This is a genomic window from Nonomuraea terrae (assembly GCF_004348995.1).
Lineage (GTDB): Bacteria > Actinomycetota > Actinomycetes > Streptosporangiales > Streptosporangiaceae > Nonomuraea > Nonomuraea terrae.
Genome location: NZ_SMKQ01000095.1, coordinates 1 through 19,967 on the forward strand (window position 1 = coordinate 1; position 19,967 = coordinate 19,967).

General features: G+C 70.8%; 20 protein-coding genes. 8 read left to right on the forward strand and 12 right to left on the reverse strand.

The features are described 5' to 3' along the window. Window positions 1-949 (forward strand): ATP-binding protein (locus E1286_RS26385; RefSeq protein WP_132616508.1); only part of this gene is annotated, 949 nt, incomplete at its 5' end. A gap of 13 nt (window positions 950-962) precedes the next feature. On the opposite strand, the gene E1286_RS26390 is transcribed toward E1286_RS26385, so the two are convergent. The 4 genes from E1286_RS26390 to E1286_RS26405 form a co-directional block, all read right to left on the reverse strand. Continuing rightward, the gene (locus E1286_RS26390) at window positions 963-2,147 is read right to left on the reverse strand and encodes a calcium:cation antiporter (protein WP_223190399.1); all 1,185 of its coding nucleotides are present in this window, start codon (window positions 2,145-2,147) and stop codon (window positions 963-965) included. 126 nt (window positions 2,148-2,273) lie between these two features. Then, window positions 2,274-4,772, reverse strand: a complete 2,499-nt coding sequence (locus E1286_RS26395) for a polysaccharide lyase family 8 super-sandwich domain-containing protein (protein WP_132616510.1) — start codon at window positions 4,770-4,772, stop codon at window positions 2,274-2,276. Between the two features lie 40 nt (window positions 4,773-4,812). Then, window positions 4,813-5,460: a class I SAM-dependent DNA methyltransferase gene (locus E1286_RS26400; protein ID WP_132616512.1), complete on the reverse strand. Its 648-nt coding sequence runs from the start codon at window positions 5,458-5,460 to the stop codon at window positions 4,813-4,815. A gap of 11 nt (window positions 5,461-5,471) precedes the next feature. Beyond that, window positions 5,472-5,915, reverse strand: a complete 444-nt coding sequence (locus E1286_RS26405) for a MarR family winged helix-turn-helix transcriptional regulator (protein WP_132616514.1) — start codon at window positions 5,913-5,915, stop codon at window positions 5,472-5,474. 63 nt (window positions 5,916-5,978) lie between these two features. On the opposite strand from E1286_RS26405, the gene E1286_RS26410 reads away from it, so the two are divergent. Beyond that, on the forward strand, window positions 5,979-6,191 hold the full coding sequence (locus E1286_RS26410; RefSeq protein ID WP_223190401.1) for a hypothetical protein: 213 nt from the start codon (window positions 5,979-5,981) through the stop codon (window positions 6,189-6,191). 4 nt (window positions 6,192-6,195) lie between these two features. Here the strand turns inward: E1286_RS26410 and E1286_RS26415 are convergent, their stop codons facing one another. Together E1286_RS26415 and E1286_RS26420 are read right to left on the reverse strand one after the other, a co-directional pair. After that, complete coding sequence (locus tag E1286_RS26415; RefSeq protein WP_132616516.1) at window positions 6,196-6,975, reverse strand: ABC transporter permease; 780 nt, start codon at window positions 6,973-6,975, stop codon at window positions 6,196-6,198. Next, on the reverse strand, window positions 6,972-7,931 hold the full coding sequence (locus tag E1286_RS26420; protein WP_223190403.1) for an ABC transporter ATP-binding protein: 960 nt from the start codon (window positions 7,929-7,931) through the stop codon (window positions 6,972-6,974). Before E1286_RS26420 ends, E1286_RS26415 begins: the two co-directional genes overlap by 4 nt. Before the next feature lie 141 nt (window positions 7,932-8,072). Here E1286_RS26420 and E1286_RS26425 point away from each other — a divergent pair, with 141 nt between their 5' ends. Both E1286_RS26425 and E1286_RS26430 read left to right on the forward strand, forming a co-directional pair. Then, a complete protein-coding gene (locus E1286_RS26425; RefSeq protein WP_132616520.1) occupies window positions 8,073-9,176 on the forward strand; it encodes a sensor histidine kinase in 1,104 nt (367 codons plus the stop codon). After that, entirely contained in the window at window positions 9,173-9,979 is an 807-nt protein-coding gene (locus E1286_RS26430) for a response regulator (protein ID WP_223190404.1), read from the forward strand. Before E1286_RS26425 ends, E1286_RS26430 begins: the two co-directional genes overlap by 4 nt. Before the next feature lie 4 nt (window positions 9,980-9,983). Here the strand turns inward: E1286_RS26430 and E1286_RS26435 are convergent, their stop codons facing one another. From E1286_RS26435 to E1286_RS26455, 5 genes are all read right to left on the reverse strand, one after another. Next, on the reverse strand, window positions 9,984-10,514 hold the full coding sequence (locus tag E1286_RS26435) for a 2'-5' RNA ligase family protein (RefSeq protein ID WP_132616522.1): 531 nt from the start codon (window positions 10,512-10,514) through the stop codon (window positions 9,984-9,986). Window positions 10,515-10,659: 145 nt separating this feature from the next. Continuing rightward, complete coding sequence (locus E1286_RS26440) at window positions 10,660-11,862, reverse strand: erythromycin esterase family protein (RefSeq protein WP_132616524.1); 1,203 nt, start codon at window positions 11,860-11,862, stop codon at window positions 10,660-10,662. A gap of 326 nt (window positions 11,863-12,188) precedes the next feature. Next, on the reverse strand, window positions 12,189-12,485 hold the full coding sequence (locus E1286_RS26445; RefSeq protein ID WP_132616526.1) for a DUF3817 domain-containing protein: 297 nt from the start codon (window positions 12,483-12,485) through the stop codon (window positions 12,189-12,191). 144 nt (window positions 12,486-12,629) lie between these two features. Then, window positions 12,630-14,519: a S9 family peptidase gene (locus E1286_RS26450; protein ID WP_132616528.1), complete on the reverse strand. Its 1,890-nt coding sequence runs from the start codon at window positions 14,517-14,519 to the stop codon at window positions 12,630-12,632. 159 nt (window positions 14,520-14,678) lie between these two features. Beyond that, complete coding sequence (locus tag E1286_RS26455; RefSeq protein WP_246075174.1) at window positions 14,679-15,641, reverse strand: AraC family transcriptional regulator; 963 nt, start codon at window positions 15,639-15,641, stop codon at window positions 14,679-14,681. A gap of 76 nt (window positions 15,642-15,717) precedes the next feature. Between E1286_RS26455 and E1286_RS26460 the strand changes: the two genes are divergently transcribed. Further along, window positions 15,718-16,737, forward strand: coding sequence for an SDR family NAD(P)-dependent oxidoreductase (locus E1286_RS26460; protein ID WP_132616532.1), 1,020 nt, complete (start codon window positions 15,718-15,720; stop codon window positions 16,735-16,737). 14 nt (window positions 16,738-16,751) lie between these two features. On the opposite strand, the gene E1286_RS26465 is transcribed toward E1286_RS26460, so the two are convergent. Further along, the gene (locus E1286_RS26465; RefSeq protein ID WP_132616534.1) at window positions 16,752-17,111 is read right to left on the reverse strand and encodes a hypothetical protein; all 360 of its coding nucleotides are present in this window, start codon (window positions 17,109-17,111) and stop codon (window positions 16,752-16,754) included. An 88-nt stretch (window positions 17,112-17,199) separates the two neighbouring features. On the opposite strand from E1286_RS26465, the gene E1286_RS26470 reads away from it, so the two are divergent. The 3 genes from E1286_RS26470 to E1286_RS26480 all read left to right on the forward strand — a co-directional run bounded on the left by E1286_RS26470 (window position 17,200) and on the right by E1286_RS26480 (window position 19,467). After that, window positions 17,200-17,757, forward strand: coding sequence for an SMI1/KNR4 family protein (locus E1286_RS26470; protein WP_223190407.1), 558 nt, complete (start codon window positions 17,200-17,202; stop codon window positions 17,755-17,757). Between the two features lie 108 nt (window positions 17,758-17,865). Further along, window positions 17,866-18,369 (forward strand): pyridoxamine 5'-phosphate oxidase family protein, encoded by a 504-nt coding sequence (locus E1286_RS26475; RefSeq protein ID WP_246075176.1) that lies wholly within the window; start codon window positions 17,866-17,868, stop codon window positions 18,367-18,369. A gap of 309 nt (window positions 18,370-18,678) precedes the next feature. After that, the gene (locus E1286_RS26480; RefSeq protein WP_132616538.1) at window positions 18,679-19,467 is read left to right on the forward strand and encodes an LLM class flavin-dependent oxidoreductase; all 789 of its coding nucleotides are present in this window, start codon (window positions 18,679-18,681) and stop codon (window positions 19,465-19,467) included. Window positions 19,468-19,967: the final 500 nt, after the last annotated feature.

Genomic DNA, 19,967 nt, shown 5'->3' on the forward strand with positions numbered 1-19,967 from the left:
GGCCGAGGTCGTGATCTGGACGCCGGGACGCTCCCGCGGCCGCCCGCTGAGCTTCCAGCCGCTCCCCGACTTCGCCGCCGTCCTCGACGACCGCGACGAGCTGGACTCCGCGCTCGGCCTGGCCGTCGCCGCCCTCGCCCCCCGGGCGAACGTCGACGGCGACACCGCCAAGGCCCGCAAGGGCAAGGCCGTGCTCCGCCAGGCGCTGGAACACTTCGCCCGCTCGGGCGGCGGCGGTTTCGCCGCGTTCCTCGGCATGCTGGCCGCGCTGCCGTTCGAGGCCGGCAGGATCGACCGGGCCGACATCATCGCCGCCGAGCTGGGGCAGCTGCTGACGGCGGCGACGATCAACGACCCGCTCTTCGCGGGCGACGGCGAGCCGGTGGACCCGGCCCGGCTGCTCACCCCGTCGGCGGGCAGACGGGCCCGCGTGTCGGTCATCAGCCTCGTCGGCCTCAACGAGGACGCGCGGCCGGGCTTCGTCAGCCGGCTCCAGATGGCCCTGTTCTCCTGGATCAAGCGCAACCCGGCCGGCGACCGCCCCCTGACCGGTCTGTACGTGATGGACGAGGCCCAGGCCCTCGTACCGGCGACCCCCAAGACCGAGGCCCTGGCCAGCACGCTGACTCTGGCCTCGCAGGCCCGCAAGTACGGCCTCGGCCTGGTCTTCGCCACCCAGGCGCCGCGCGGGCTGCACAACCAGATCGCCGGCAACGCCACCACCCAGTTCATCGGCCGGATGAACAGCCCCACGCAGATCTCCGTGGTCCAGACGCTGGCGCGCTCCCGTGGCGGCCGGGCCGACCGGGTCGGACGGCTGGAGACCGGGCAGTTCTACGCCGTGAGCGACGGCGTCCCCGAGGTGCTGATCCGCACCCCGCAGTGCCTGACCCACCACCCGCCCGCCCCGCTGACCGAGGAGGAGATCCTGCACCGCGCGTCCCGCTGACCGGCGTCCCGGCTCATGGGACGGCGGCGAGGAAGAGGTAGCTCGCGCACAGGGTGAGGTGGACCCCGGCCTGGAGAAGCGTGGCGCGGCCGGGGATCACGGTGAGCGTGCCGACGAGCGCGGTCAGGCCGAGCAGCACGATGTGGACGGCCCCGAGCCCGAGCAGCAGCGGGCCGTCCAGCCAGATCGACGCCACGGCGATGGTCGGGATGGTCAGGCCGATGCTCGCCATGGCGGAGCCGAGCGCGAGGTTGAGGCTGATCTGGATGCGCCGGCGCTGGGCGTTGCGGGCCGCGGCGAGGGTCTCCGGCAGCAGCACCAGCAGGGCGATGACCACGCCGACCACGGCGTGCGGCAGCCCCGCCCCGGAGACGGCCGCCTCGATGGTCTTCGACTCCACCTTGGCCAGTCCGACGACCGCGACGAGAGCGGTGATGAGCAGCGCGAGGCTGGTCAGGGTGGTCCGCAGCGACGGCGTGGCCGCGTGGTCCTCGGTGTCGGTTTCCTCGTCCTCCTCGATTCTTTCGGCGACGAGAACGCCGCCGGGTCTGGCGGTGGCGGGCCGCAGCGGGCGGACCTTGGGCCCCGGGGCGGGCAGGAAGTAGTCACGGTGGCGGACGTTCTGCACGAACACGAACAGCACGTACAGCGCGAGGGAGACCACGGCGGCGAAGGCCAGCTGCACCCCGGAGAACTCGGGACCGGGCACGCTGGTCGTGAACGTGGGCAACACGAGACTCAGGGTCGCGAGCGTGATCACGGTCGCCAGCGCGGCGCCGGTGCCTTTGGCGTTGAACGACGCGGTGCCCTCGCGCAACGCCGTGATCAACAACGACAGGCCGAAAATGCCGTTACAGGTGATCATCACGGCGGCGAAGACCGTGTCGCGGGCCAGCGTGGCGGCTCCCGGCCCGCCGGAGACCATCAGGGTGACGATGAGGCCGACCTCGATGACGGTGACGGCGACGGCCAGGATGAGCGAGCCGAAGGGCTCGCCGACGCGGTGGGCGACGACCTCGGCGTGGTGCACCGCCGCCAGCACGGACGCCCCCAGCAACCCCACGACCACGATCTCGCCGATCACCGGCAGGCTGCGCTCCCACGCCCCGAGGAACGCCAGGACGGCCGCGACGGGCACGATTTTGGCGGCCATCTCCAGCGGCGAGCCGGTGGCCGCGTCTGCCGGCGGGGCGTTCAACAAGGACCTCCATCGATCTCGCGGGCACCTGGCGCAGGCCGCCCCGGATCCCAGTCTCACCACGGAGACCCATGTCCGCTATTGGGGCTGATGCCCATTTTGTAGGGGGGGAGATCCTGTAGAAGGTCAGCGCAGCGTCGCGGTGAACGTCCGCCCGTGGGCGTGGTGGGTGTTCACCCGGATCTCGGTGCCGCCCGGGACCCGGCGTGCCGTCACCCCTTCGTCGGCGGAGTCGAGGCGGAGAGAGGCGCCGCGCAGGACGACGGTGACATGGTCGCGGTCCATCGTCGGGTCGGACACCGCGACCACCGTACGCTCGCCGGAGCGCACGATGACCGAGGCCGGGCCGTCGATCTGCACCCGTTCGGCGTGGTGCCGGCCGGCGGCGAAGACGTTGGCGGCGACGATCCCGAGCCGGTTGTGCTTGATCGCCTGCACGCGCCCGTCGTTCGCCAGGACGCTCAGCGGCCCGTCCGTGTAACGGCGCAGAGCGGCCTCCGTGGCGTTCGGGACCAGCGCGTAGGCGAGGGCGGGCACGTCCCCGGCGGCGGGATGGTGGATCGCCGCGGTGAAGACCTGCTTGGTGATCCGGGTGTCGGGGTTGGTGGCGCGGACGACCCTGCGACTGCGGGTCACCGTCTCCACCCCGGCCTCGACCGGTTGGCCCGTGAGGAACGCGTAGCCGATCGCGGTGCCGCGGGTGCCGTTGGCGTACCGGATCCAGCGCGGCGGCGCGGTGTCGCCGGCCTGCCAGGCCGCGCCGTCCCGGCGCTCGCCGGTGAGAGTGATCGTGTCGGCCGGGGCGGCGATGCGGCTGTCCACGGTCGTCGTCGCGGCGCGTCCGCTCTGTCCAGAGATGTCCGCGACCAGCACGACGATCTCGTCGTCCAGCAGGAACCACGACTTGGTCGCGCGGGCGTTCTGGTAGGCGACGAAGTCGTCCGGCAGGAGGCCCGCCTGCTTGGCGGCGTAGGCGGCGTCGTCCGACTGCACCATCCCGGCCACGCCGTACTCGCCGAGCGTGGCGCCGCCGGAGAAGGCGTTCTCCGCCAGCGGGAAGTACACGTAGGCGTTCTGGGACTCCGAGGACGAGGTGAAGTTGAGCGGATGCCCCGGGTTCTCGTACCACATCCGGCCGTACAGCTCGGGGACCGTCCGCCGCTCCTCCACCGGCGCGGTCACCCCGGCCAGCCGGTACGGCGAGACGGCCGTGTAGTAGTCGACGCCGAAGACCTCCCGCTGGTCCTCCCCCGACAGGTAGAGGTAGTAGGCGCCGTCGCCCTGGAACCACGGCATGAGGTTCTCGCCGCTCATGTACTCGTATTTGCTGATCCGGTCGGAGCTGCGGGCGAGGGCGAAGGCGTAGCCGGGACGCCGGTGCACCGTCCGGTCCATGGCGTTGAACGCCACCGACCGCCTGGCCGGGTTCAGATCCTCGGCCGGCACGCCGGAGTCCCGGATGGCCTGGTAGCGGGCGATGCTGACCGGCGAGACGAAGGCGGCCGTGTCGGCGGCCGGCAGGAACTTGGCGTACTTCCGCAGCGCCAAGGCCTGGTCCCCGGTGACGTGGTCGGCCAGGTCGGCGACGGCCTCCACGATGACCCCGACGTCGGTGTAGCCGGTGGCGGTCCGGGAGACCGCCCGTCCCTTGACGATCTCCATCATCCAGCCCTCGAAGATCAGCGGCGCGAACCCGTCCGCGACCCACCGGTACACCACCCCAGCCAGGTCGGGCCCGGTGCTCGTGGCGCCGTCGAGCGTCTTGAGCGTCTGCACGACCCGCGTGAGCAGGGCGCGCCCGTACGAGCCGGTGTAGGCGACCGAGTGGTGCTGGATGAAGGAGCCGTCGGCGTAGTAGCCGTCGGCGACGCCGTGCTGCAGGGCGTACGGGTCGATGGTGGCGAAGACCGTGGCCTGGTCGGAGATGGCCTTGTCGACACGGGCGTCGTCGCCGGTGAGCGCGCCCTGCAGGATCCGGTTGCCGGTGATGTCGGCCAGGTTCGCGCCCGTGTGGAAGCGTGAGTCGAGGTCGACGTCGCCGTCCTTGCCGTTGCGCAGATAGGCGTCCATCGAGGCGACGTACGCGGCCGTCAGGTCGGGCCGTTCGTCGCGTACCCGCTCGGCCAGCAGCGCCAGCGTCCTGCTGACGTGGGTCGGGATGCCGATCTCCCAGCTGTGCCAGTTGCCGTAGTAGCCCTTCGCCTGGTCGCCGAAGTGGCGCTCGTGCAGCCACTGCAGGCCGTCGATCACCCGCCGCTGGACGGCCGCGTCGCCGTCGAGCTCGCCACCGGGGGTCCGGGTGGCGAGCGCGATCTCGTACAGGTACTGGAAGGACAGCCGCAGGTTGACGTCGTCGCCGCCCAGGCTCACCCCGGCGAACAACTCGTTCGCGCCGGCGCCGTCCAGGGCGTCCAGCCGCTGCCGAGCCGTACGGAGCACGGCCGCCAGCTTTCCGGCGACCTCGGGCCGGGCGTTGACCTCGGGCGTCCCCGCGTAGATCGCCACGGCGTTGGCCACCAACCGGCCGTGGTCGACGCCCGCCGCGGCCCGCACGGGCGGGATCACCGCCAGCAGCCCGGCGGCGGGGAGCAGGGAGAGAACATGACGACGGGACAGATGCGGCACGGCGATCTCCAGGCAGTTGGGGGGTATGCCAGGCTTTCCGCTACATAGCCACTTCCGTCCCCTCAGAAACCCTGTGCATCAGCAGGTGGCCCCGGCGGAACCGCTCGCCCTCCCGGGGCTCCCGCGACATCCGCCCGATCTCGGCGAAGCCCGCCTCGTACGCCAGCCCGGCGAGCTCGTCGATCGGCCACCGGTAGGCCGGCGCCACGGCGTGGTCGAACACCGTCACCGGCCCGCCTTCGGCCTCGAAGAAGCCCAGCAGCAGGCAGCCGCCCGGGGCCAGCACCCGGCGGAACTCCGCGAAGTACGGCGGCAACTCCTCCGGCGGCGTGTGGATGACGGAATACCACGACACGATGCCGCCCAGCTCACCGTCACCCAGCTCCAGCGCGTCCATCGACCCCACCTCGAAACGCAGGTCGGGGTGCTCCTCGCGGGCGAGGTCGATCATCACCGGCGACAGGTCGATGCCGAACGCGTCCAGCCCCAGGTCCCGCAGATGCGCGGTGACGCGCCCCGGCCCGCATCCGAGCTCGGCCACGGGACCTCGCGCGTATTCGGCGAACGCGGCCAGCACCGCCCGGTCCAACGGCAGCTGAACCAGCTCGTCCCTGGCGAGATCGGCATATTGGACGGCCACGGCGTCGTACGCGTGCGCGGTGACACTGAGGTAGGAAGGTTCGGCCATAGCCGCCGATGCTAACCCCGAACGCCCGTCCGGAGGATCTCGGCGAGGGCCGACTTGACGTCCAGAAGCCGGTCGGGCCCGACGACGGCGCCCCAGCGGGCCTCCATGTCGGCGAAGTAGGCGGAGCTGACGTCGGCTGCGCGCACCCCGCGGTCGGAGTAGACGACGACCCGCCCCCGGCCGTCGTTCGGGTCGGGGACCCGCCGCACGTAGTCGCGTTGTTCGAGGTAGCCCACGAGCTCGCTCATCGCCTGGGGGGTCATGCCGGCCCGGCGGGCCAGGGTGGTGGGCCGGGTGCCGTCGCAGTCCATGAACCGGAAGACGTTCAGGCAGTGGGTGGGCCGCAGGTCGTCGTATCCGGCCTCGACCAGGCGCTGGTAGAGGCCGTCGAGCATCAGGTTGAACGCCTGACCGACGAGCTGCGGCAGGAACGCACTTGTAGGTTCTTCGGACACCTTATAACCTCACCTTCTAAGCCTGCCTGAATATCTTATCCCCCTCCTCGAACGGATACAGCCGTGAGAATCGTGAAGATCGCCAGTGGGGCCGTCCTGGTCCTGCTGGGCCTGTTGTGGATCCTCCAGGGAGCCGACCTCGTACGGATCCGCCCGATCCTGTGCGTCGCCGAGTGCCGGCCCCTGACCGGCGGATCACCTGCCTGGTTGGCCATCGGCGTGGTCGCCGTGGTGGCCGGGCTCGCACTGTCGGGCGTGCTGCGCCGGCGGCGCTGACCGGCTACTGCCAGCGGAAGAAGCGCGTGGAGACCAGGGCGCTCACCACGATGGCGGCGGCCATGCACAGCAGGTGCCGCGGCTCCGGGGCCGTACCGACCCATGCCGCGCCGACCGCATGCACGGACGCGCCGAACGGCAGCGTCTCACCGATCCGGGCGACGACCTCGGGCATGCTCCCCGGAGACCCGAACAAGCCGCCGCCCGCGCCCATCCCGAAGAAGAGCACCAGTCCGATCGCGACCGCCGCGTTGGGGCTGTGCGCGACCGCCGCGACGAGCAGCCCCACGGAGTACATCGTCAGGGCGGCGAGGGCGACCACGGCCAGCGCGAGGCCGGGCTTCGCGGGCAGATTCGCGCCGAAGGCCAGCACGGCGACCGCGAGCGCGAGACCGATCCCCACGACGGTGTGCGCGATGCTCACCACGACGTGCGCGACCAGCACCATCGCCGGACGGGCCGGGGTCACGGCCAGGCGGCGCAGGATCCCGGCACGCCGGTACAACGCGAGGAAGCCCGGCATGTTCAGCACCCCGATGGTGGACAACACGATCGTGAGCACGAGCGGGATGACGAAGAAGTCGATCACCTGCACGCCGTTGGGCAGGCTCTCCCCCTCCGCCGAGAACCCCGCCATCACCAGGATCAGCATCGGCAGCATGATCGGGGTCAGCAGCCCCGCGGTGTCGCGGAGCACCATCTTCGCCTCCGCGCCGACCAGCATCCCCCATGCGCGGGGGCCGGGCCGGTACGGTGCGAGCTCGCTGCGTACGGCGGTGGTCATCGGTCGTCCTCCGTGTCGGTCTCGTCGGTGGTCTCGTCGGTGGTCTCGTCGGTCAGGGAACGCCCCGTCAGGGCCAGGAAGGCGTCGTCGAGGGTGGCGCGTTCGAGGCGGGTCTCGGTGACGACGACGCCGCCGTGCACCAGCGCGGCGCTGACGGCCTGCAGCAGGTTCCCCGTCCCGGTGACGGTCACCTGGTCACCACGTGCCTCCACCGAGATCACCTCGGGCACCCCGTCCAGCACGGCGGTGCCGAACGCGTCGTCGCTCGCGCGGAACCGCACCCGCTGGTCCAGCCCCGCCCGCTCGATCAGCCCGGCCGGGCTGTCCGTCGCCACCACCCGCCCATGGTCGATCAGCGCCACCCGGTCACACAGCCGTTCGACCTCCTCCATGAGGTGGCTCACCAGCAACACGGTGACGCCCGTGTCGCGCAGCCCTTCGACCAGCGACCAGATGGCGCGGCGGGCCTCCGGGTCCAGGCCGGTGGTGAGCTCGTCGAGCAGGGCCACCCGGGGGTTGCCGACCAGCGCGAGCGCGATCGACAGGCGCTGCTGCTGGCCTCCGGACAACTGCTCGAACCGCACGTTCCTGCGCGGACCGAGGCCGAGCGAGTCGATCAGCTCGTCCGGGTCGGCGCCCTCCGGGTAGAACGAGCGGTAGAGGCGTACCAGCTCGCGGACCGTCAGCGCCGTGTGCAGCGCGGTGTCCTGCAGCTGCACGCCGAGCACCGGACGCAGCCTGGCGCGGTCGCGGCGCGGATCGAGCCCGAGCACGCGGGCCGTGCCGCGGTCGGGGAGGCGCAGCCCGGCGATGGTCTCCACGGTGGTGGTCTTGCCGGCGCCGTTGCGCCCGAGCACCCCGAAGATCTCCCCTTCGTTCACCGACAGGCTGACATCGTCCAGGGCGACGGTGTCCCCGTATCTCTTGTGCAGGTCGCGGACCTCGATCGCGAGCACGGCGGCTCCTTGCTCCTCGTTGGGTTGCGGTGCCCCGACGGTACGGGTCGGGCACTTCCGGCGGCGCGTGCCGGCGGTCATGGTCGGCACCCATGACTTCTGGCAGATCACCGGCGCGATCCCGCCGCATACGCTGGGGCGGTGAGGCGTTGGGATCCGGAAGCCTGGTCGTCCGTCTTCGTCACGCTCGTTTGCGTCTTCGTCGGCGTGGTGCAGCTGGGGAACGCCGAGGTCGCCCGGCTGCCGGGGTGGTGGATCTGCTTCGCCGCCTTCTGCTGCGCGCTGCTGATCTGCATGTATTTCGTGGGCCTGCTGCCGCGGCGGGTGGTCCTCACCGCCTTCGCCGCGCAGGTGCTGCTGGGGCCCGCTCTGGTCCTCATGGCTCCGCGGGCCGGCTGGACGCCGATCCTGCTGGTGTTCACCGCGGCGATCAGCGCCTACCTGCTCCCCTTGCGGACGACCGCCGCCGTCATCGCCTTCAACACCCTGGTCGTCGCGGCCGTCCCGCAGATGCAGGGCGGCAGCGGCGAGGCGCTGCTGGCCGCGCTGCTCTACCTGCTGCTGCAACTGGGCAGCGCGCTGGGGGTCGTCGCCCAGGCCCGCGAGGCCAGGATGCGCCAGAAGCTGGCGGAGGCGCACACCGAACTGCGCACGGCCGGCGCGCTGCTGGCCGAGTCGACCCGCGCCGACGAGCGGCTGCGGATCGCCCGCGAGCTGCACGACCTCCTCGGACACCAGCTCACCGTGCTCGCCCTCGAACTGGAGGTGGCCTCCCACCAGGCAACCCCGCCCGCGAGCGAACACGTCGCCCGCGCCCGCCGCCTGGCCGGCGACCTGCTCGCGGACGTACGCACCACCGTCGGGGAGCTGCGCCGCCGCGCCCCCGACCTGCGCGACACCCTCGAACGCATCGTCGCCGAGCTGCCCGAGCCCGTCGTGCACCTGACCATCGACGACGCGGTCGAGGCCGACGAGGAACGCACGGCGGCCCTGGTCCGCTGCGTGCAGGAGGTGGTCACCAACACCATCCGCCACGCCGCCGCCGGCCGCCTGTGGATCGAGATCACCGCCGACGAGAAGGGCGGCCTGACGTTCACCGCCCGCGACGACGGACGCGGCGCCGACCGCATCGTGCCGGGCAACGGCCTGCGCGGAATCGCCGAACGAGCCGAGGCCCTCGGCGGCCGAGCCCACTTCTGGGCGGAACGCGGCTTCCACGTCGTAGCAGAAATGCCCTCCCCATGAACGGCCGGCCCAGCACGACCCACGACATCACCGCGACCAGCGACCCCGCACCCCACGACATCACCGCGACCAGCGACCCCGGGGCCCGCGACTTCGCGGTGAACGGCGAGACCCGCGGTGAGCCGTCCACGGGTGGAGGCGTCCCCGACCTGATCCGCGTCTGCGTCGTGGACGACCAGACCCTCGTCCGGCAGGGGATCCGCAGCCTCCTCGACCTGGCGACAGGCATCGAGGTCGTCGCCGAGGCCGACGACGGCCTTTCCGCCCTCACCGCGATCAGCGAACACCCACCGGACGTCGTCCTGCTCGACCTCCGCATGCCGCGCCACGACGGCATCTGGACCCTGCGCGCCCTACGCGACAGCGGCATCGACGTGCCGGTGCTGGTCCTGACCACCTTCGACGACGACGAACTGGCCCTGCAGGCCCTGCGCGCCGGAGCCAGGGGCTACCTGCTCAAGGACGTGACCCTCGACCAGCTCGTCGGCGCCGTCCGCACGCTGGCGGCCGGCGGGACACTGGTCCAACCGGCGATCACCGACCGCCTCCTGCGCGCCATCCGCGACGGTGACGCCTCCCCACCCGCCCCGGACGGCGAAACCCAGATCCAGGACCTCACCGAACGCGAGCTGGAAGTCCTCCGCCTGCTAGCCGGCGGCTACTCCAACCGCGAGATCGCCGATGCCCTCTTCCTGGCGGAAGGCACGGTCAAGAACCACGTCTCCAGCGTCCTGCTGAAACTCGGCACCAGAGACCGCACCCGAGCCGTCCTCCGCGCCCTCCACCACGGCCTGCTGAGCTGACGCCTCATCCGAGCAGCGGAAACTCCCCGCGCTGATGCCACCGCTCCCCATCGCTGACGAAGAGCCCGACCGCCGCGACCTCGGCCGTGACCGGCAACCGTCCGGCCAGCTCCCCTTCGACCTCGTCGAACACCTGCTCCTGCTGCCCATGCGCCACAGTCAGATGCGGAACGACCTCCGTGAACTGCCCACCGTAGGGCGGCGCCTCAGGCCACCGCGCCACCACAGCCTCGGTCAACGCCCGAAACGGCTGCTCAGGCGTCGGCGCCAGATAAAGCGCATCAGGAAACCGCCCACACCCGTCAAACCGCACGCTGAACGGACGGTGCCCACCGATCACCGCCCTCAACTCACCGATCACCCCAGCATCGATGCGACCACTGTCCAGGAACGGCACGAGCACGGTCACATGCGCCGGCACCCCGGCAGAAGCGGAAGCGTCAAAACGCCGCCGCCACCGCCCCACCACCGGCTCGGCTTCCTCCACCACGGCCAGCAAGGCCGTCTCGCCCACCCGATAAGCCCCACCCGCCATGGCCGAAGGATCTCAACCCCAAGCCGCATCCGCCACCCGGCCGCATGTCGCTGCTTTGGAGACTCGGCATCAGCTGCCGTACTGCGCTGCTCGCGAAGAGGGCTGCGGGTGGGCGCCATCGCGCCGCGCTGAAGGCCGAGGGAGCCTAGCCCTGCGGGAGGTCCTTGAGGAACACGATCCCGTCGCACTCGGCCAGGTGAGCCGCATCCAGCGGGAAGTAGCCGAACCACGGGGACACGCGAGGGGCGGGCGGCGCGGCGGCGAGGGCGGCGGCCAGCCGGCGGGCGTCGACGACGTAGCCGTCCTCCGGGAGCGCGTACAGGAGGCCTTCGACGGTGTCCGGGGGCGGTGTGCCCACTCCCTGGTGCCGGATCGTGCCGATGGCCATGGCCAGGAAGGCGTACTCCTCGCCCAGGTGGGCGTTCACGAGCGCGCCGGCGCTCCACCACTGCTCCGGCGGACCACCCAACCGCATTTCGCTCGTGCCCCGCTGAAGAAGGAGATTGTGGGCGTAGACCATCGCCGGGCCCCACTCGGCGACGGCGAGGATGTTGGCGGCCATCATCGAACTCCGCACGCCCAGCAACCGCCTCAGGCGCCCCGGTGTCGTGTCGGCCATCCAGAAGTGGTAGCGCATCAGGCCGGTGGCGGTGCGCCCGTACAGGCGCGCCCGGTCCCACTCGTCCCGCGAGGTCGCCGCGATCAGGTGCGGCGTCTGCGTGTCGAGCAGCGACGCCAGATCGTCGGCGAGCAGCCGCAGCTCCCGCGCCTCGGCCGTCTGCCCCACCGACCGGGACGGGTCCATCGTGGTGGCCGGATCGGTCCACCGGTCGTCGGCGCCGAGCAGGCGGTCGAGCGTTCCCGCGTCGCAGGGCATCAGGTCCGCGTCCACCCAGGCCGCGAGGTAGCCGTGGAGGGCGATGAGGGCCTGACGGGGGCTCTCGGGGCCGGTGATCTCCAGCGGCCCGTCCACACCGGCGAACCGCAGCCGCTCGGTCGCGTCGCGGCCGTCGTTGTACGCGCGCATCCAGCGCACGAGCTCCCGGTTGGCCGCCGACGCGCCGAACCCGTGGCTGAACCCGCGTTCCATGACCTCGTCGAGGGTGCCCGTGCCCGAGGTGACGTAGTCGTCCACGACCGTGCCCAGCAGGCAGTCGCTCTCGAGCGCGATCGACCGATAGCCCTCCTGCTCGACGAGGTGCCGGAAAAGCTCGTTCCGCACCTCCAGCAGAGCGTCCTCACCGTGTGTGGGCTCCCCGAGGGCGAGCACCCGCGGCCGGCCCGGGAGCAGCCTCATGACATTTACCGCCTCGACGGCATGGGCGACGTCCTTGATGCCAATATCCATGCCTTCAACGGTATCTTTGACCCGACTGTTGAAGCTTTCCCGCGATATCGGGAGTATCAAGCGCCAATACCTTCAAAGCGGTGAACGGCCCTGGCCGGCTGACCGACACGGACAAGAACCCGGCCTGAGATCGCAGAGCCCCGGGCCGGCGTCACCCTGGCGGCCGGCTCGCACGTCTCCCATCGGCGAGGCACGGGCAGCCGAGGCACCGATGCGTCGGCCGTGTACGGAGCGAAGGGGCGACCGGTTCTCGACGCGTCGAACGGAGAGAGCGGGATCTACGTCCCGCGGAAAAAGATGAGGCCCCGCTGTCCGGCCGGCCGAGGTCAGGCGAGTTGCTCGGCCGCCCCGCGGGCGGCCATGCGCCGTTCGAACCACACCGAGGTGAACGGCGGCACCGCGCACGCCAGGCCGAGCACCACCGCGCCCCGGCTCCATCCCGCTTCCCGCGCCGCCAGCAGCACCCCGGCCGCGTACAGCAGGAACAGCGCCCCGTGGATCGGGCCGAACACCTTCACGCCGAGCTCGCCGGTCTCGGTCACGTACTTGAAGAACATCCCGACCAGTAGGCCCGCCCAAGAGCACGCCTCAGCCACCGCCACGATCCGGAACCAGCGCAGCATGCCCAACCCTTTCCTCGGCGCAGCGCTTACTCTACAGCCTGTAGAGGACGGCGCCGGACCATTCGGGCACGCTTCGGCCGGCGCACGTCCCACGACAGAGAGCTCACCCGGCCACGCCGCCGCTCGAAGGGCCGGGAACGCCCCCTACAGGTGCCGCCCCCACCAATCGAGGATGGCCTCGAAGCGGGCCACCCGGTGGCTGGGAAGCCCCGAGCGGGACAGCTCATGCCCCTCCCCCGGGAACAGCAGCAGCTCCGTCTCCACCCCCCGCAACCTCAGCTTGACGAACAACCGCTGCGCCTGCTCCACCGGGCACCGCCAGTCGTGCTCGGAGTGAATGATCATGAACGGCATGTCGATCTTGTCAGCGTGCGTGAGCGGGCTCTGCTCCACCCAGCGCGCCGGGTCGTCGCCGTACAGGTCACGCGCGAACGACCACCCGATGTCGCTGCTCCCGTGGAAACTGTCGATCGCGTTGACCGCCCGCTCACTGATCGCCGCCTTGAACAGGTCGCCATGGTGAGCGGCCAGCCACGTGGTCATGAAGCCGCCGTGCGAACCGCCGAGCACCCCGGCACGGGAGGCGTCCAGCCCACCGGTGGCCAGGGCGGCGTCGAACAACGCCACCAGGTCGAGCGCCGAAAGACGGCCGACGTCCCCGATGATGTGCCGGCCATGCGCCTGGCCGTACCCGGAGGAGCCGCGCGGGTTCCCGAAAACGACCGCGTAACCGGCCGAGGCGTAGATCTGGGCCTCGTCGAAGGCGTGCCAGCCGTACTGCGCGAACGGCCCGCCGTGGATCATGAGGAGCACGGGGTGCGGCCCCTCGCCGGCCGGGCGGACGATCCAGCCGTGTACGGGGTAGCCGTCCGGGGCCGTGCCGGTGACCTCCTCGATGGGAAGGAGGTCGAGGCCGGCGCCGTACGAGGTGAGGGTGGTCTCCTTGCCGTCGCGGAGGGCGACCAGCTCGCCGGGGGTACGGGCGTCGGCGACGGCCGCCACGATGACGTCCGCGGCGTGGGCGACGGCGTTGACCTCGCGGGGGCCGCTGACCAGAGCGGTGGGTTCCGTGCCCGTGTACGGCACGAGCAGCAGGTCCTTGGCGCCCCTGTTCTCCACGGTGACGAGCACACCGTCGGCCGTGGGAACGTACGGGGCGACGGGGAGGTGGAAGCGTTCCTCGTCGGTGAGACGGCGGGCCGCGCCGCCGGCGAGCGGCACCAGCCAGAGCCCGGCGTTCTTGGCGATCAGGTGGCGGCCGTCGGTGCCGGCGTCGGCGCCGAGGAAGCACAAGGCGTCGCCGTCCGGGGTGAAGCGCGGCGCGGACACCGACAGCTCGGTGGCGGTCACCCGGCGCAGACCCGAACCGTCGGGAGCGCTCACCCACACGTCGCCGGTGAGCGTGCTGTCGCGCTCCTCGTGGCGCGCGGCCACGAACGCCAGCAGCGCGCCGTCCGGGCTCCAGGTGACCCCGCCATGGTCGAAGTCGCCCTCGGTGACCTGCGTGGCCGACGGCTCCTCGGCGAACGGATCGACGATGAAGACGTGAGCACGCCGGTCGATGAAGAAGCCCAGATTGTCCAGGCGGTACTTGAAGCCGGTGATGCGGCGCGGACGTTCCTTGTCCGGCTTCGTCTCGCCGTACCGGCCCTCCTCGGGCACGCGCGAGACGAACGCCAGCCGTCGCGAGTCGGGGCTCCACACCGGCTCGCTGACACCGAGCGGCTGGTCGGTCACCTTCCGCGGCTCGCCGCCGCCCGTGGGAATCACGTAGAGCTGCGGCTTGGCGCCGTCGCCGCCGCGTACGAAGGCCAGCCAGGCCCCGTCCGGCGAGTATGCGGGCTCCCCGTCGCGCGGGCCTCTCGTCAACTGGCGCGGCTCGGCGGAGCCGTCCGTCGGGACCAGCCAGAGGCCGCCGCGGTACTCGTCCGCCTCGAGGTCGGGCCTGGTCATGGCGACGATCGCATGCTTCCCGTCGGGCGAGATCGTCGGGGCGCCGAGGGCATGCAAAAGGGAGATATCCGCAGGTTTCATGCCCAAGACCCTAGCCGCCCCGCCTCAACCGCCACAGCGTCCCGGAGATCACGAATTCCTGTACGCCCTCCAGCGTGAGGAGAGGCGCTTTTCGGCAGCCTGCGGCGCTTCGGCCCGCCGATGAGCGGGCTCCGCCGGCGCCGTACGTGCGGTCGGCGTCTACAGCCCGCCCGCCGACTCCACGAGGGCTGTCGCGCGAGCCGACATCTCAGCGCGCGCCCGGTGCCGGTAGCGCAGCGGTGACTCACCGACCCCGCGTTTGAAGGCGGTGCTGAACGCGCTCTCCGAGGAGTACCCCAGGTCGGCGGCCAGCGATCCGATGCTGACGTCGCTGTCGCGGAGAGCCCGTTGCGCCAGCAGCATCCGCCACCGGTTGAGGTAGGTCAGCGGCGGCATGCCCGCCGTCGTGCGGAAACGTTCGGCGAAGGTCGTACGGGACATCGCCGCCGCGCTCGCCAGCTCTTGCAGCCCCCAAGGCTTTCCTGGTTCGGCGTGCATGAGGCTGAGGGCCGGCCGCAGACGCTGATCGGTCAGCAGCCGCAGCCATCCCGGTGGGAGTCGCTCCTGGTCGGCGTAGGCGCGCAGGACCTCGAGCAGCAGCAGCTGGCCGTGCTGCCGCATCGCGAACGCCGAGCCGATCCTGTTGCCGGACACCTCGGCGAACACCCGGTCGAGGCACCCGCGCAGATTGGTCGCGGCGGCGGCCGACGCCCTCACGTGCCCCACGGGCGGGAGCGCCTGCAGCAGCAGGGCCCGGCCGGCCGGGTTGAAGTCGATCGCGGTCCCGATGACGACGTCGTCGGTGTCGCGGTCGGCACCCGCGAGGCTGGTGAAGGGATCGCCCTCTTCAGGGGCGACCTCGCGGGGCGGGCCGTCGCCGGCGCCGCCCTCGAACCGCAGCCACGACCGGTTGTTCACGATCGCGACGTCGCCCGGCTCCAGCTCTATCGGCGCGTCGATGCCGTCGGTGGTCAACCGGGCCCGGCCGCTCACCATCGCGAAGAACTTCAGCGGATCCACGATGGGGGCGCGCGCGACCCACGGCCCCCGCGCCGCGAAACCGCCCGACACCAGACCGCGGACCTCGACGAGGTCGAACACCGCCGACAGTTGATCGCTCACCACATCCGTACTATCACACAAGAAATACGCACTCACAAGCATTCAGAGTTCGAAATCCCTGAGCCAGACTGGTGTCATGACACAGAAACAGCACCCCATCGGGACCGGGTTCACCGCGGCGTCGACCGCCGACGACGTCCTGGCGGGCATCGACCTGTCGGGCACGAACGTCGTCGTCACCGGAGGCCACCAAGGGCTCGGCCTCGCGGCGACCCGCGCGCTCAGCAAGGCCGGAGCGTCCGTCACCGTGGCCGCACGCAATCCGGAGCGGGCCGCTGCCGCCCTGGCAGGGATCGAACGGGCCGAGGCCGGTCAGCTGGACCTGCTCGACCCGGCGTCGATCGACGCCTTCGCGGCCCGGTACCTCGACTCCGGGCGTCCGCTGCACATCCTGCTGAACAACGCCGGCATCCAGGGCGGCCCGCTGGTGCGGGACGACCGCGGCTACGAGTCGCACTTCGCGACCAACCACCTCGGCCACTTCCAGCTGACCAACGGACTGCTGCCCGCCCTGCGCGCCGCGCACGGCGCCCGGGTCGTCAACCTGACCTCCGGGGCTCATCGAATCAGCGACATCCGCTGGGACGACCCGAACTTCACCACCGGCGACTACGACGGTCACCTGGCGTACGCGCAGTCCAAGACGGCCAACATCCTGTTCGCCGTCGAACTGGACCGCCGGTGGGCCCACGACGGCATCCGCGGCTACGCCGTGCACCCAGGGATCATCGTCACCACGAACCTGGGACCGTGGCGGCCCGAAGGCGCGGCACCGACACTCGGGTTCCCCGTGGACGCGCTGCGGGCCATGGGAATGCTCGACGAGTCCGGCCGGCCGGTCATCGATCCCGACAACGAGAAGAAGACACCGCAGCAAGGGGCCAGCACCAGCGTGTTCGCGGCGACCAGCCCGCTGCTCGACGGGATCGGCGGTGTCTATCTGAAGGACAACGACATCTCACCGCTCGATGAGGACCCGAAGCCGTTCGACATGGCCGGTGGCGAGTTCCCCTCGACCGACGTCGTGGCGCACGCCCTCGACCCCGAGTCGGCGCGGCGCCTCTGGAAGCTGAGCGAAGAGCTGCTCAAGGTGTGACAACACGAAGCCGTCTACCGTAGCCACCGCAGGGCCGCGTCGACGCAGTCCTGCGGGCTGCTGTTGAAGGCGATGGCCGCGTCGGGCGCGTGCCGCCGGACCAGGTTGACCACCTTCTCGAAGAGTTCGCACAACGACTCCTCCTTCCGGATGCCGCCCCCGATGACCACGCACTCGTGGTCTCCGCGGGCCAACGCCTCAGCGATCACTCCCTCAGGGTTCTCATCGGGCGCCACCAGGCACCAGTCCGCCTCGATGCCGTGATCGTCGAAACGGGCCTGACCGCGTGCCATCGCCGCCTGCACCGGCGCCGGGTCCCAGCCCTGGATCCTGGCGGGATCGAGACCGATCACGAGTACTCGTGCCACTGCCACGCGCCCTCCCTTCTCGCTGAACGTTTCCACACCGGCATCGCGAACGGGCGCTCACGACAAGGCGACCCGCATGGTCCACGATGTATCAGTGATCGATTTCGGTGATCTTCTGGCCAGAGTCGCGACGCGAGCCGCCGCCGGCAGCCCGGAACTCCCACCCATTGTCTCCCCGGAAGACATCGCAGAGGCAGAGTCCGCGCTGGGGTTCCCCCTTCACCCTCTTCTCGCGCAGCTCTACCGGAGGATCGGTAACGGCGGCTTCGGCCCGGAGTACGGCATCCTCGGCCTGAGCAAGACCGGACGCACCTCCGACGTCGGCCTCACGGCGGTGGAGGAATACCGGCAACGACGAGTTTCGGACGCCACGGACACCCGCTGGTTCTGGCCTGAAGGCGTTCTCCCCATCCTCACCTGGGGCTGCTCGATGTACGCATGCGTCGATTGCCGGAGCGAAGCGGGAACGGTGCTGTTGTTCGAGCCGAACCCCATCGACGATGGCCAATGGGCCGAAGCGTGGTTCGTCGACTCCCCCAGCCTGGCCGAGTGGCTCGACACCTGGATCAGTGGACAGGGGTGGTACGAGGAGGAGAACATCGACGAAGAGGTCGACATGCCCCGGTGGGAAGACGCGGCGAGCCGCGCGTGATCGTGCCGATCTCCGTACGCGACTGCCGTATGTGTCGAGAATGCGGCTCCGGCTCCGTCCCAGGGACACCGGCGGAACGCCGGGCGGACCAAGAGGACGACGAAAGGGATGACCGTGCAACCGTACGAGATCACCGAGGTTCTGAACCGGCCGATCAGCCAGGAACTGCTGGCCCGCGACCTGACCCGCCTGGCCTACGTCGCCAAGGACGGCACACCGCGTAATGTCCCGATCGGGTTCACCTGGAACGGCTCGCAGATCGTCATGTGCACCTCGAAGAACGCCCCGAAGCTCCCGGCCCTGCGCGAGAACCCGACGGTCGCCCTGACGATCGACACCGAGGTGCACCCACCCAAGATCTTGCTCATCCGCGGTCGGGCCGAGCTGGACGTCGTCGACGGCATCCCGGACGAGTATCTCCAGGCCAGCGGCACCTACAGGATGACGCCCGAGCAACGGGTCGAGTGGGAGGCGGAGGTGCGCTCGCTCTACGACGGCATGGTCCGGATCGTCGTGACCCCGACGTGGGCGAAGCTGATCGACTTCGAGACGACTCTGCCGAGCGCGGTCGAGGAGCTGATCCGGCAGCGGGACGAGCGCCAGCGCGCCTGAGCGCCGCACGGACGTCCGTGGCCGGGAAGCGGGCTGACCACCTCCCGGCCGAGCGTCAAGCGCACTTACGGCTGGTTGTCTCGCCGTGTTTCTTACCGCAACGGTGCTTGCCGGTGATCGCGGTCGTGGTGGTGTCCGTGCCGCCGTCCCAGGTGACGGTGTTCTCCATCTCGCCGCGCCTGACCACCCACACAGTGAGGGTGACGGTGGCCGATTCTGTCGGTGCGAGCGTGCCGGTCCAGGTGAACGAGTCGTCCGCGCTGCCACCAGCCAGCCAGGAATGTCAGTGCGGGGTGCTTGAGTGGTCACATGCGCTACGGCATCGACATCGCGATCCTTGGAGATCTCGCCGAGCCGTCTCGCCTGGTCACGCTCGCGCAGGAGGCCGAGGCCGCCGGGTGGGAGGCAGTCCTGGTCTGGGACCACCTCGCCTTCGTCTGGGGCGCCCCATCGGCCGACCCCTGGGTGGCCCTCGCCGCGGCCGCGCAAGCGACCTCCCGCATCAAGCTCGGCACGGCCGTGACCCCCGTAGCCCGCCACCGCCCGGAAGCTCTGGCCCAGACGGTCGCCACCTTCGACAGGTTGTGCAACGGCCGCGCCATCCTGGGCGCCGGCCTCGGCGGGGATACCGGCGAGTTCACCGCTTTCGGCCAAGCGCGCCCCGGCGGCGCCGTCCTCGACGAGGCCCTGGAGGTCATCACCTCCCTGTGGTCCGGCGACGAGGTCCGCCACCATGGCGAGCATTACACGGTCGATGGCGTACGGCTTGCGCCTCTCCCGGTGCAGCGTCCCCGCGTCCCGATCTGGGTCGGCGGCACGGCCCCGGCCGCGCTCCGCCGCGCCGCCCGCTGGGACGGCTGGATCATCGGCGGCGACGATCAGGAGGGAAACATGGCTCTCACTCCTGACGCCCTTGCCGCCCAGATCAGTGGCCTGCACCTCTCCGACGTGGCCCTCATCGGCGTCAGCGACCCAGGCTCTTCGATCAAGCCTTATGCCGACGCGGGGGCCACCTGGTGGTTCGAGCATCTCCACGGCCGTCGCGGGCCCATGGAAGAGCTTGTGCGACGCATCAAGGCGGGCCCACCTCGCGGGTGAGCGTGCCATGGCCGCTGCCTGGGATGGCGCAAGGTTTTCATCGTGGCTGAGATGTCCGACAAGTGGGCATGGCTCGTGACCAAGGTCGAACGCGGATACGACGACGTGGTGGACGAGTACACCGATGTTTGACGCACCCGGTGCGGGCAACCTGGCACGCGGAGATCCAGCCGCTCGACGAGCGCTTTCGTGCGGCGACCGTTGATGACGGCGGCGAGGCGATCTCTCGGTACCACCGGATTGTCCTCATGGACGGATGGTGGTGGCGGAGAAGACCGCGGGAATTGCTCGGCTCTTTGGCGGCCGCCTTGGCTGACATGCCGGACGTCTAATCGCTCGCAGACGAGAACGTCCTGGCCGCGCCCTGGGTGAAGGGCGATGAGTGTTCGGGGCGGTGCGACCCCTGCGCGGTGGCCAGATGAGCGCCGCGAGGCGGGGGCACGGCGGCCCGACCTGAAGCCGAACGTTCCCAAGACCTCCGCCGAAGTGGACCCGAGCCA

What these genes read in the sequence shown, in the direction of transcription:
- E1286_RS26400 (WP_132616512.1), bottom strand. Translation starts at nt 5,460, where the DNA reads ATGGCCGAACCTTCCTACCTCAGTGTCACCGCGCACGCGTACGACGCC.
- E1286_RS26415 (WP_132616516.1), bottom strand. Translation starts at nt 6,975, where the DNA reads ATGACCACCGCCGTACGCAGCGAGCTCGCACCGTACCGGCCCGGCCCC.
- E1286_RS26430 (WP_223190404.1), top strand. Translation starts at nt 9,173, where the DNA reads ATGAACGGCCGGCCCAGCACGACCCACGACATCACCGCGACCAGCGAC.
- E1286_RS26435 (WP_132616522.1), bottom strand. Translation starts at nt 10,514, where the DNA reads ATGGCGGGTGGGGCTTATCGGGTGGGCGAGACGGCCTTGCTGGCCGTG.
- E1286_RS26440 (WP_132616524.1), bottom strand. Translation starts at nt 11,862, where the DNA reads ATGGATATTGGCATCAAGGACGTCGCCCATGCCGTCGAGGCGGTAAAT.
- E1286_RS26445 (WP_132616526.1), bottom strand. Translation starts at nt 12,485, where the DNA reads ATGCTGCGCTGGTTCCGGATCGTGGCGGTGGCTGAGGCGTGCTCTTGG.
- E1286_RS26450 (WP_132616528.1), bottom strand. Translation starts at nt 14,519, where the DNA reads ATGAAACCTGCGGATATCTCCCTTTTGCATGCCCTCGGCGCCCCGACG.
- E1286_RS26460 (WP_132616532.1), top strand. Translation starts at nt 15,718, where the DNA reads ATGACACAGAAACAGCACCCCATCGGGACCGGGTTCACCGCGGCGTCG.
- E1286_RS26475 (WP_246075176.1), top strand. Translation starts at nt 17,866, where the DNA reads ATGACCGTGCAACCGTACGAGATCACCGAGGTTCTGAACCGGCCGATC.
- E1286_RS26480 (WP_132616538.1), top strand. Translation starts at nt 18,679, where the DNA reads ATGCGCTACGGCATCGACATCGCGATCCTTGGAGATCTCGCCGAGCCG.